The organism is Lebetimonas natsushimae, from assembly GCF_002335445.1.
Taxonomy (GTDB): Bacteria; Campylobacterota; Campylobacteria; order Campylobacterales; family Nautiliaceae; genus Lebetimonas; species Lebetimonas natsushimae.
This window is the reverse complement of the sequence record NZ_BDME01000001.1, coordinates 808,647-820,752: the sequence shown is the minus strand read 5'-3', so window position 1 is coordinate 820,752 and position 12,106 is coordinate 808,647. Positions and strand designations below refer to the sequence as shown.

Here is a 12,106-nt window from a genome sequence, read left to right as displayed (position 1 = left end):
AGCAACAGCATTCGCTACATCTTCATCTCTCTCCAAATCATACAAGTTGTTTTTAAATTCATCAAGTTCAGGATTTGTACCTGTTTGGTAATTATCTAATACACTTCCGGCTTCAGATACTCCTCCTAAACCGCCATTATTTACAGCCTCTGCTATCTTTTTGGTTTGAATAATATTCAATGAAATGTTCATATCATTTTTCAAAAGACCAAAATCTATAAGTGCGGAATTGTCAGAAACCAAAATATTGCCGTTATAAGTAATGTTGTTGTCTGATACTACAACTCCGTCCAATGTCTGACCGATTAACTGCTCTTTTGTGGCATTTAGCTCTCTTACATTTACAAATATCTTTGTTCCATCTTCCATTGTTACATTCTCAGCATGGAGCCTTGTATATCTCAATGTTGCATTTTCATCTGCCTCCATATTTATATCAAGCTCTCCTCCGCTTTTTCCTGTATAGCTTTTTACATTTGAAGGGTTAAATGTCTTTAATGCTATCCTTCCGTAGTTCTCTATATCAAATGTATTACTGTCAAAATCCCCCTCTATATATCCTCTGTTTTCTAAAACTTTACTCTCATGTGGTGCACTGCCATCTGATGCATCATTTATTATATTATCAGAATAGACATCCCCTGTATTTAATATCTTTACATTTGCTGTATCACCTGCTCCAGTCCAAATTTGAAAGGCTGTCGGGGCAATAATAGATTTTTGGTTTGTTATCTTTATTGTTACATTGCCATCATTACTCTCTGCATATGCATATATTCCATAATTTGCCTCTATCAAAGCATTATTTGTAATTGTGATATTGCTGTCATTACTTGCATCAGATTCCGCATGTATTCCGTAATTATGTGCAAATATATTTCCTGTATTATTAATATTTACTGATGATGTGCCACTATATACATTTGACCAAATATTTATTCCTTCTCCATCTGTTGAATTTAATTCTGCTGTATTCATAATATTAACTAGCGAATCACCATCCTCTTCCTTATCAACAGAAACATATATAGCATTTTGATTGGAATTAATATTACCTTCATTTGTTATATTAATATTTGAATTTCCGTCCTCATAAATATAAGAATAAGCATGAATCCCATTTCCATTAATAGAATTTAATTCTGCATTATTTGTAATATTTATTTCGTTATTACCATACCCATAATTATAAGCTCTTGCATATATTGAATCATCATGAGAGGTAATATTACCCTCATTTGTTATGGTAATTGACATATTTCCGGTTTCATCTTCATCAATATAAGAATAAGCATAAATCCCTTTTCCATTTGTGGAATTTAAATCACCTTTATTATTGATAACTATTTTATCATTCCCTTCAGAATCTACACTGGCATAACCGTAAATTGCATCATCATTGGAATTAATTTGTTCTGAATTTTCAAAACTTATTGCTGCATCTCCATAATTGGCAAAACTTTCGCCATAAATTCCAGAAATATTGGAATTAATCTTAGCTGTGTTCGTAATATTAACAACTGAATTCCCTGTGTTTTCTGATTTAGCATAACCGTATAATGAATTGTCAGTAGAAATTATTTTACCTGTTTCAGTATTGTTAATATCTACTATAGCATTACCTTTATGAGCTGTTGAAGAAGCATAAATCCCTTCTCCATCTGAAGAATTCAGTACAGAATTATTTGTGATATGAACTACTGAATCACCATATCCGTTAGCTTTAGCATTACCGTATATTGCGTCCTGCTCGGAAGTAATATTTTTTGAATTTGTGATGTTAACTATTGAATTTCCTCCTTGATATGCATAAGAATGAGCATATATACCTTTATTATCAGAATTTAATTCCCCTGTGTTTACAATATTTACTGCAGCTTTACCATCATCAAAAATACGTGCATATCCCTCAATAGATTGCATATGAGATGCTATATTACCTTCATTAGTGATTGTAAGAGTTGAATTTTGACCTTGATGGGCATATGAAAGTCCATATATTCCTCTGTTTGATGTAGAATTGATTTCACCTCTGTTTACTATATTTAATCTTGCATTACCATTACCGTTATTAACTCTTGATTCGCTGTAAATAGCGTCATCATGAGATTTAATATTTCCGATATTGTTTATATTTATACTTGAATTTCCATCATCTGTTCTAGATAAAATATGAATACCCTTATTATCAACAGAATTTAAATCGCCAGTATTTGTAATATTTGCAACGGCATCACCGTTATTATCTACATGAGAATAACTGTAAATTGCTTCATAATGAGAATTTATATTTCCGCTGTTATTTATATCCACTACAGAATTACCGTTATGTGTTTCAGAATATCTTAAATAAATTCCTTTACCTTGGTTAGAATTTAATTCTTTTGTATTTGTTATATTTACATTTGCATTTCCGTTATTGTCAACAAAAGCATATTCAAATATAGCGTCGTTATTTACATTTATATTTCCACTATTAATTATATTCATATTAGCATTACCATTATTTGCTTTGGAATACCCTGAAATACCGTAATAATTAGCATTTATGTTACCTGAATTATCAACTATAAGAGTTGAATTTCCATTTTTTGCATAAACATCACCATCTAAACCGTAGCTATCAGAATCTAAATCCCCGGAATTTTCCATATTCAAATAAGCATTTCCACCGTTTGATTTTGCCCCTGCATAAATAGCAGATTCATGTGAAGTAATCTCTGCTTCATTTGTAATATTAACTGACGTATTTCCATCATTTGTTTTTGAATATGCATAAATCCCTGATCCATTAGAAGCATTTAATTCTCCGCTTGCTGTGTTAGTGATAGTTAATTCTGCATTTCCGCTATTGTTAATATTAATTTTACCTTCTATATTACTTTCACCAGAAGTTATTTTTCCTTCATTTATTATAGTAATATAAGAATCTCCGTTATTGCTATCGGAAGAGGCATATATTCCTTTAAGCGAATTTACATTCAAGATACCTTTGTTAGTTATATTTATTTTACTTAAGGACTCAGTTTTATGACTTACATAAATACCGGTATCATTGGAATTTATGTTTCCTGAGTTATTTATAACAGTATCCATTGTATTTAATGGATCATCTTCATCAACTGCTATACCGACCTTTGATGAAGTAATATTTCCCTCATTTATTATATTCGTTTTTTCGGAATTTATGGAAGCAATACCGGCGGCATCCCCAAGAGAATTATTATTTGTTACAGTTATATTCCCTTTATTGATAATAGGATTTGATGTGTTGTTGCCTTTTACTAAAATACCAACTGCATAATGATAATCTGCTGTAGTTGTATTAATTTCAATATTACCCTTATTGAGAATATTCCCTGTATTACTTTCAGTATAAATTCCCAAAGCCATAAGTTTTTTCTTTCCATTATCAATTTCATTTATAACAATATCACCTTCATTATCTATATTGCCTTTATTGTTTTTTGTATAAATACCTCCAGTGTTGTTTGCATCACTATTTAACTGTATTAATCCGTTATTTGTAATATTACCTTCATTTATTTCATGAATAACTATTCCACCTGAATTATTAGTATCATTTGTCGCATTTATTTCTATTACCCCAGAATTTATTATTGTATTACTAAAATTTGTATCCTCTGTAACATATATTCCGAAATGATTAGGATTTGTCTCATTTATTTCTATTGCACCTGTATTGGTAACAGTAACATTTTCAGAAGAGTTTAATATTACACCTGTCTTATTTATTTCATTATCTATTGTAACATCAGCATTTGAAACAGAAACAATTGCTGCAACTGCTACAGCACTTAACATGAATTTTTGAGGTCTCATTTTTTCTCCTTTTTTATTACCGATGGCAACTGTGCGAGGAAAAATTTAAACTTTCCTTAACTATTGTCAGTATAACATATTATTTTGGTTAAATCAATATTAATTATTATTAATTATCTTAAAAAAACGAATTTTTAACAAATTGTTACTTTTTGAAAAATTTATAATTTTTTTATTCCATTAAATGCCACATCTATCATTTTATCCACTTCTTCTTTTTTAATAACATACGGCGGCATAAAATAAATTACATTTCCAAGAGGTCTTAACAATACCCCGTTTTTAAGACCAAATTCATAAACCTTAAGCCCCATTCTTTTTTCAAACGGATAATCAATCATCTCTATTGCACTAATCATTCCCGTTTGACGAATCTCTTTTACATTTTTCAATTCTTTAAATTTCTGCAACCTCTCCCAAATATAACTACTTATAATTTTATTATATTCCAAAACATTTAATTCTTCATTTTCCATTTTACATTTTTCATTTTCCATTTTCAATTCCCATTTTCCATTTTTTTCTGTCCATTTTGCATTTTCAAAAATATCAAGAGTAGCATTTGCGGCCGCACACCCTAATGCATTTGCGGTATATGAATGGGAATGTAAAAATGCTTTTAACTCCTTGTAATCACAGTAAAACGCCGAATATATTTTATCTGTTGTCAAAACAACACTCAGTGGCAAATATCCGCCTGTAAGGCCTTTACTCAAACACATAAAATCAGGTTTTATCCCGGCCTGTTCACACGCAAACATACTACCGCTTCTACCAAATCCGACGGCAATTTCATCAGCTATCAAATGAATATTAAATTCTTCACATAACTTTTTAAGTCCCTTTACAAACAAAGGAGAATGCATTTTCATATTTCCAGCACACTGAATCAACGGTTCAACAATTAAAGCCGAAATCTCCTTATAATATCTTTCAAAAAATACTCTTGCCTTTTTTAATGCTTCTTCCGCCGCCTCATCACTTTTATTTTCAGGAATCGGAAGCGTTATATTTTTTATTAAAATTTCCCTGTATGTATCTTTATAAAGTCCTACATCCCCGACACTGAGAGCACCTATTGTTTCTCCGTGATATGAATTTTTTAAAGAAAAAAACAAAGGTCTGACTTCTCCTTTATTTTTCCAATAATGAAAACTCATTTTTATTGCCACTTCTACAGCGCTGCTTCCATTGTCTGCATAAAACACCTTATCAAAACCTGTTAAATTACAAAGCCTCTCACTTAGCCTTATTGCCTGAGGATGTGTAAATCCTGCAAAAATTACATGTTCAAGGGTCTCAAGCTGTTCTTTTATTTTTTTATTGATATAAGGATTAGAATGTCCAAAAAGATTTACCCACCAGCTGCTTATCGCATCTATGTATCTGTTATCGTCAAAATCGATTAAATAAACACCTTCACCTTTTTTTATAGGGATAAGAGGTAAAAACTCATGATCTTTCATTTGAGTACAAGGATGCCAGTTATATTTTAAATCTTTTTTCATAATTTCTTCATTTTTCATCAAAATCCCTTCTTTAGGATGTTTTTTTTTATTATAATATCACAAAAAAAGGTTTTTAATGATTGAATGGATGCAAACACACAGAAAGTGGCTGGTAATTACAATATGGGTAGCCACAATAGCTTTTATAGGAGCCGGATTTGTAGGATGGGGACAGTTTAATCTTGCTTCAAAATCTTCAACCGTTGCGGAAATTAACGGAAATACCGAAGTTTCTATTCAGGATGTGCAGGAAATTTATAATAATCTTTTTATGGACCTAAACCAAAAACTCGGCGGAAAACTTGATGATGCAACCGCAGAAAAACTGGGACTTAAACAGCAGGCTTTTAAAATGGCTATAGAACAGGGGCTTTTAAGGGAATATGCCAAAAACTTGGGGCTTTATGTAACTGATGAAGAAGTTGCAAAAGCAATCATTGATACTTTTAAAGATACAAAAACTTATAAAAAATATCTTCAAATGAACGGACTCAAAGCCAAAGAATTTGAAGAAAATTTAAGAAAACAGCTCTTAGTCCAAAAATTAACGCAAGCGCTTCATTTGAAACCTGGAAAAACCGAAACATTAAGTATTGCCAGTGCTTTATATAATGCCGACAATATATCAATTCGAGTAATAAATAAAAATTCTGTAAAAGTTAATATAAATGAAGATGAATTAAAAAAATTCTGGGAAAAAAATAAAGATAAATATAAAAGCCCTGAAATGTATAAAATTGCAATTGTCAAAACTCCTATTAAAGGGGTGGTAACAGACAAAGAATTAAAAGAATATTACGAAAACAACAAAAATGAATATAAAAACGAAAACGGGGAAATAATCCCTTTTGAAAAAGCGGTGGATAAAGTGAAAAAAGATCTACTTGCAAAAAAATCTCTTAGAAATGCAGTATTATCATATAAAAAATTAAAAGAAGGCGCTAAAAATTACGATTTATACACACTTCCTTTAAACAATAATTTAATCCCCTCAGATAAAATGCAAGAGCTAATTAATAAAGGTTATTTAAAACCTTTTATTAAAGACAATTTTTATATAAGCGCATTGCTGATTGAAGAAATCAAGCCAAAACCAATGCCATTTCAAAAAGCCAGAGTATATGTGTTAAAAGATTTACTTAATATAAAGACAAAAGATGCTTTGATTAATCAAGCCAAATACGCTCTGAAAAATTTTAAAGGTAAAAATATTGGATTCGTTACAAAATATGATGCTAATAAAATAAAATCTCTAAAACCTGAAGAAGCAACCGAATTTTTATTTAACCTGTTTTTATCAGACAAACCTAAAGGATTTTTCCTAATTCCATCTCAAAATCCGCAAAAAGCTGTGGTTTATCAAATTACGGAACAAAAATTGCTTGATGAAAACAAATATAAACAAAACAAGGCACAAATCGGAATTTTAACTGAGAATTTATTAAACTCTCAGGCAATTGATGATTTGATAAAAGAACTGATGCAAAAATATCACATAAAAAGTTATGTAAAATAAAGGAATTAAATTGGCAATACTCGCTATAGATGTGGGAAGTTCTAAAACAACAGCAATAATAGCCGACAATAAGGACACATTAACTATCAGCGGAACCGGAATAGCTAAATCAAAAGGTGTTAAAAAAGGTATTATAACTAATATTGAAGAAGCAAGTAAATCAATAAAACAGGCGGTAAACGATGCAAAAAGAGTGGCCGGAATTGAAATAAACAAAGCGGTTATTTCAATTTCAAGCGCTTATACTAAAAGTATAAAAAGTTATGGAATAGTAAATGTTCCAAACAGAGAAGTTACAATTAAAGAAATAAACAGGGCAATTAACAGTGCAATGATAAATGCCGCTATTCCAAATGATTATGTTCCTATTCAAGCCATTCCGTATAATTTCAAATTAGATGATTCAAGTGAAATTGAAGATCCGGTGGGAATGAGTGGAAGTAGACTTGAAGTAACTCTTCATATAATTATTGCGCAAAAAAGCGGCCTGGATAATCTCAAAAAAACTTTTAAATCGGCGGGAATTGAAATAGACAAAATTGTAAATTCCGGTTATGCAAGCGCTTTAGCTGTTTTAAAAGATGACGAAAAAGAACTTGGTGTTGCAGTTATGGATATTGGAGCAGCAACTTGTGACATAGCAATATTTGTAAATAAAGCCCTAAGTTATACCGATTATTTGCCAATAGGAAGTCATCATATAACCCATGACTTATCAATCGCTCTGCATACCACTTTAAAAGATGCAGAAAATATAAAACTAAATTTTGAAAATTATGTAAATAATTCCGAAGATTTAATAGAAATTTCAGTAATAGGAAATGAATCCGAAAAACAGAAAGCTTCCATTTCCACAATAACACAGGTTATTTCTGCAAGGGTTGAAGAGACATTTTTACTTCTTAACAAAAAACTGGATGATTCAAAATTAAAAGATAAAATAGGTACCGGTATAGTGCTTACAGGAGGATTTACAAATTTTTACAATGTAAGAGAAATTGCATCAAATTTTTTTGACGGTTTGCCAGTCAGGATTGGGTATCCAAAAGAAATAGAAGGACTTGTAGAAAATCTAAAATCTCCTGAATTTGCAACAATAATAGGATTAATTCTTTATGCAAACGGAGAAAACAGTAAATATGAAAAAGATTCCAATCAAAACTTTCATTCTTTAGATTTAGCTGAAAATATACCTTCTAAAAATGAATTGTTTGAAAAAAAAGAGGAAAAAGAAGTTTTAGCTGAAATTCCGAAAAAAACCAAAAATACAACCAATCCGATAAAAAAACTGATTAATTGGATAAATAATCTATTTTAAAAAGGGGAAAAAATGGAAAATCTAACTAATAACGAACTATTTTCAATAAGAGAAGAAATAGAAGGGCCTAAAATCAAAGTTATCGGAGTTGGCGGCGGCGGTAACAATATGATAAATTATATTGCCAGCAAAGGTATAAAAGATGTTGAATTAATTGCTGCCAATACTGACATTCAGGCACTTAAAACAAGTAAAGCCCACAGAAAAATCCAGCTTGGGATAAAACTCACAAACGGACTTGGAGCCGGTATGAAACCGGAAATTGGAGCTAAAGCGGCAGAAGAAAGTTTCGATGAAATTAAAGAAGCTCTAAATGGAGCTGATTTAGTATTTATTTCTGCCGGAATGGGAGGAGGAACAGGTACAGGTGCTGCAAGTGTTATAGCAAAAGCCGCTAAAGAAGTGGGGGCTTTAACTATCGGTGTTGTTACCAAACCTTTTAGATTTGAAGGCAGTAAAAGAAGTAAACTTGCTGAAATAGGTACTAATGAACTTAAAAAAGAAGCTAATTCAATCGTTGTAATTCCAAATGATAAACTTCTAACCATAATTGACAGAAAAGTCGGTAGAAAAGAAGCCTTTTCATTGGTTGATGATGTTTTATATAAAGCAGTCGGCGGTATTTCAAACATGGTAATTTCATACGGTGAAAATGATATCAATGTTGACTTTAACGACCTCAAAACTGTAATGTCACATCAAGGTCTTGCATTAATGGGTGTGGGTGAGGAAAAAGGAGAGTCTGCTGCATTTAATGCAATTAAAAAAGCAATTGAATCGCCACTTCTTGATAATATTTCCATTGACGGTGCTATGGGTGTTCTTGTTCATTTTACCATGCATGAAGACTATCCGCTTGATGAAATTTATGAAGGAATGAATATCATAGAAGAAAAAGCCCATGAGGATGCGGAAATTATTTTTGGTACGACAACAGACAATTCATTGGCCCCGGATGAAATTAAAGTTACAATTGTTGCAACGGGATTTGAAAAAAACGAAGCTGCAAATAAAGAAGATATCAAAAAAAATATAGAAACTATTCTTGTTACTAAAAAAGTTGCTGGCGGAATTGAAATTGATGCGGATGAATTAGATATTCCTGCTTATATGAGAAGAATGAAAGATTAAAAAATAAGATAAAAAGCAGATATTACATAATCTGCTGCAAATACCACCACTGAGGAAATTACAACTGCCCTAGTGGTACTAATTCCAACACCTTTGGCCCCACCTTTTGTATTATAACCTATATATGTAGATATGGCGCTTATTAAGTATCCAAAAACAATTCCTTTTGTTACCCCTTCTTTAAAATCACTAAGTTCTCCGAATTGTCTTATTTTATCCAAATATGCAAAACCGTTTACATCGAGAGAATATACTGAAATCAAATATGAACCGATATTAGCAACGGCATCAAAAAACAATATAAGCAAAGGCATTGCAATAACCGTTGCCATTATTCTTGGTACTATTAAATAATGTCTTGAATCTACAGCCATTACATCAAGTGCATCAATTTGCTCAGTTACCCTCATACTTCCAAGTTCTGCAGCATATGCACTCATTGCCCGGCTAACTACCATTAAGGCTGCAAATACTGGCCCTAATTCTTTTACAACGGATATAAAAATAGTATACCCCATAAAATCATCTATACCAAATTTGTGAAAAGCATCATATAAATTTACAGCTTCTACAAGTCCGGTAAAAAAACCAGTTAAAAATATAACTCCGATAGAACCGTATCCTATAAATGTAATTTGCTCTAAAAAATTTTTAATTCTAAAAGGAGGTTTGAAAAACAAAAATAAGATTTTTAACTGAAAAATAAAAAAATCTCCCAATGTATTTATAAAGTCTAAAGTTTTCTTACCGATTATATAAAAAAAGTTATTTATCAAATTAAACCTTTTTTGATAAAATTATAACAAAAAAGGAATATCATGGCTGAAGAAAAAGAAAATAAAGAACAGGAAGAAAAAGAAGAAAAAAGTGGTGGCAATAAACTTCTGTTAATAGTAATAATCATATTGTTATTACTTTTATTGGTTATTGGTGGATTAGTGGCATATTTCTTACTCTCAAATAATTCCGATGATACACAAGCGCCAGAACAAAAACAAGAAAAAGTTATTAAAAAGAAAAAAGTTAGTGATATGGCAGAAGTTGGACCAATATATCCGTTAGACCAATTTATTGTTAATTTGGTTAGCAATAATGCTGACAGATATTTGAAATGTAAAATTTCATTTGAACTTGATTCTCCTGATTTACAACAAGAAATAGATAAAAAATTACCTGCAATAAGAGATATAATCATAAACATTTTATCTAGTAAAACTGTAGAAGAAATACAAACTGCAAAAGGAAAAGAAAAATTAAAAGAGGAAATTAGAAGAAAAGTTAATGAAATACTTACAACCGGAGAAATAAAACATGTCTATTTTACGGAATTTGTAATTCAATGATCGGAATTGATATAGTTGTAATTTCCAGAATCGAAAATATGATAAAAAAATATGGTAATAAAGTTATAAATAAAATTCTAACACAGGAAGAACAAATTTTTTTCAAAACCCCCTCCTCTATCGCGGGCGCATTTGCGGCAAAAGAAGCTTTTTCAAAAGCACTTGGCACCGGGATAGGTAAAGAATGCGGTTTTCATGACATTATTATTTTAAAAAACAATAAAAACAAGCCCTATATTTCACAAAAAACTTTAAAAAAATTCAATCTAAAACAGGCTGATATTTCAATATCCCATGACGGAGGATTTGCAATAGCAGCAGTTATAATTTTTCAATAATTTTGGTATAATTTCATTCCTGTCCCCGTAGCTCAGCTGGATAGAGCGCCACCCTGCGGAGGTGGAGGCCGTGCGTTCGAATCGCGCCGGGGACGCCAGTACTTCTCATTTTTTTAAATATATAAAAATTAAAAATTTAAAGATATCAATAGGTGTCTGTCACTATATTTAGAACTATTTATACACCCGGGAGGGCGTTCACGTAGTGACTTTGGGCTCCGCCAAGTCACAGAGTGGGGATAGGAGTGCCGGTTTAGGGGCGAGTCCATCTCGCCTCACACCCCGGCAGCTACCATCTCCCCTATAAAATTGGTTGTAGGGCCCCAAAATGTACGGGTAGCGCTCCTCCCAGGCAATATAATTATACTAAAACTTTGAGCGTTTGTCAATCAGGATTTTTAAAGAACTCTATTTAAGAAGAAATAGCTTTATATTTATTATTTTATCTTAATTTTACATTTTTTGCAAGTTTTATACATTCTTTAATAGAAGGGTTCTCAGGTGTTAAAACAGAATTTTCTGTATAATCCAAAAGAATTTTTTTTGTTTTATTACCAATTGCAATAGGTAATATGTTTTCAAAATCGTTTAATTTTGCAAAACATTTAACCGTTGAAGGGGATGTGAATATAACAATCGCAGGTTTTTTAATATAATTACTTGGTTTATTGCAAACTGTTTCATAAATAATTATTTCTTCTAAAAAATTGTCAGATTTATCAAAAATTCCTTTTATATCCGAAATTATTTCTTTAGCTCTTAAAAATAAAAATTTTTTATTATGATATTTTTGTGTTATTTCTTTTGCAAATTCATCTCCATAAGCTTTAGAAGCTATAAATTCAACAATTCCCCCTCTTTTTTTAATCTCATTGGCGGTAGCTTTACCTATGGCAAATGAAGGTTTTTTTTTCCATTTATCAGTTATATTGTCTACAGCTTTAACTCCGTTTTTAGAAGTAAAAATAAGATAATCTGTTTCATCAAAAGAGATAGAAGGAGCTAAAAAATTAATTTTTATAACAGGATAATTTATAACCCCTTCATATTTATCATTATTTAAAAGATAAATTGGTAATTTTAAATCTTTCATTTTTTATTTCTATTAA

Annotated in this window: 9 protein-coding genes and 1 tRNA gene; 6 read left to right on the top strand and 4 right to left on the bottom strand. The window is 31.0% G+C overall.

Going from position 1 to position 12,106, the window contains the following annotated elements; translation table 11 throughout:
- Both LNAT_RS04495 and LNAT_RS04490 read right to left on the bottom strand, forming a co-directional pair.
- Positions 1–3,843 (bottom strand): beta strand repeat-containing protein (locus tag LNAT_RS04495; RefSeq protein WP_143471329.1); only part of this gene is annotated, 3,843 nt, incomplete at its 3' end.
- A gap of 161 nt (positions 3,844–4,004) precedes the next feature.
- Entirely contained in the window at positions 4,005–5,369 is a 1,365-nt protein-coding gene (locus LNAT_RS04490; RefSeq protein ID WP_096258730.1) for an adenosylmethionine--8-amino-7-oxononanoate transaminase, read from the bottom strand.
- 58 nt (positions 5,370–5,427) lie between these two features.
- Here LNAT_RS04490 and LNAT_RS04485 point away from each other — a divergent pair, with 58 nt between their 5' ends.
- Genes LNAT_RS04485 through ftsZ form a run of 3 tightly spaced genes read left to right on the top strand, consistent with a single transcriptional unit; the run spans position 5,428 to position 9,316 of the window.
- Positions 5,428–6,867 carry a SurA N-terminal domain-containing protein gene (locus tag LNAT_RS04485; RefSeq protein ID WP_096258729.1) on the top strand — a complete coding sequence of 480 codons (1,440 nt, stop codon included), beginning with the start codon at positions 5,428–5,430 and terminating at the stop codon, positions 6,865–6,867.
- Between the two features lie 10 nt (positions 6,868–6,877).
- Positions 6,878–8,185, top strand: a complete 1,308-nt coding sequence (gene ftsA / locus LNAT_RS04480; RefSeq protein WP_096258727.1) for a cell division protein FtsA — start codon at positions 6,878–6,880, stop codon at positions 8,183–8,185.
- 12 nt (positions 8,186–8,197) lie between these two features.
- On the top strand, positions 8,198–9,316 hold the full coding sequence (ftsZ, locus tag LNAT_RS04475) for a cell division protein FtsZ (protein ID WP_096258725.1): 1,119 nt from the start codon (positions 8,198–8,200) through the stop codon (positions 9,314–9,316).
- Here the strand turns inward: ftsZ and LNAT_RS04470 are convergent.
- A complete protein-coding gene (locus LNAT_RS04470) occupies positions 9,313–10,092 on the bottom strand; it encodes an MlaE family ABC transporter permease (RefSeq protein ID WP_096258723.1) in 780 nt (259 codons plus the stop codon). The two genes, ftsZ and LNAT_RS04470, sit on opposite strands and share 4 nt — an antisense overlap.
- 42 nt (positions 10,093–10,134) lie before the next feature.
- On the opposite strand from LNAT_RS04470, the gene fliL reads away from it, so the two are divergent.
- The 3 genes from fliL to LNAT_RS04455 all read left to right on the top strand — a co-directional run bounded on the left by fliL (position 10,135) and on the right by LNAT_RS04455 (position 11,095).
- Positions 10,135–10,659: a flagellar basal body-associated protein FliL gene (gene fliL / locus LNAT_RS04465; RefSeq protein WP_096258722.1), complete on the top strand. Its 525-nt coding sequence runs from the start codon at positions 10,135–10,137 to the stop codon at positions 10,657–10,659.
- Positions 10,656–10,997 (top strand): holo-ACP synthase, encoded by a 342-nt coding sequence (acpS, locus tag LNAT_RS04460; protein WP_096258720.1) that lies wholly within the window; start codon positions 10,656–10,658, stop codon positions 10,995–10,997. The genes fliL and acpS overlap by 4 nt, the downstream gene beginning before the upstream one ends.
- 21 nt (positions 10,998–11,018) lie before the next feature.
- Positions 11,019–11,095 (top strand) — tRNA-Arg (locus LNAT_RS04455).
- Between the two features lie 344 nt (positions 11,096–11,439).
- Here the strand turns inward: LNAT_RS04455 and LNAT_RS04450 are convergent.
- Positions 11,440–12,090, bottom strand: coding sequence for a uroporphyrinogen-III synthase (locus LNAT_RS04450; RefSeq protein WP_096258719.1), 651 nt, complete (start codon positions 12,088–12,090; stop codon positions 11,440–11,442).
- Between the last annotated feature and the right edge of the window lie 16 nt (positions 12,091–12,106).

What these genes read in the sequence shown, in the direction of transcription:
- LNAT_RS04490 (WP_096258730.1), bottom strand. Translation starts at nt 5,369, where the DNA reads ATGAAAAATGAAGAAATTATGAAAAAAGATTTAAAATATAACTGGCAT.
- LNAT_RS04485 (WP_096258729.1), top strand. Translation starts at nt 5,428, where the DNA reads ATGATTGAATGGATGCAAACACACAGAAAGTGGCTGGTAATTACAATA.
- ftsZ (WP_096258725.1), top strand. Translation starts at nt 8,198, where the DNA reads ATGGAAAATCTAACTAATAACGAACTATTTTCAATAAGAGAAGAAATA.
- fliL (WP_096258722.1), top strand. Translation starts at nt 10,135, where the DNA reads ATGGCTGAAGAAAAAGAAAATAAAGAACAGGAAGAAAAAGAAGAAAAA.
- acpS (WP_096258720.1), top strand. Translation starts at nt 10,656, where the DNA reads ATGATCGGAATTGATATAGTTGTAATTTCCAGAATCGAAAATATGATA.
- LNAT_RS04450 (WP_096258719.1), bottom strand. Translation starts at nt 12,090, where the DNA reads ATGAAAGATTTAAAATTACCAATTTATCTTTTAAATAATGATAAATAT.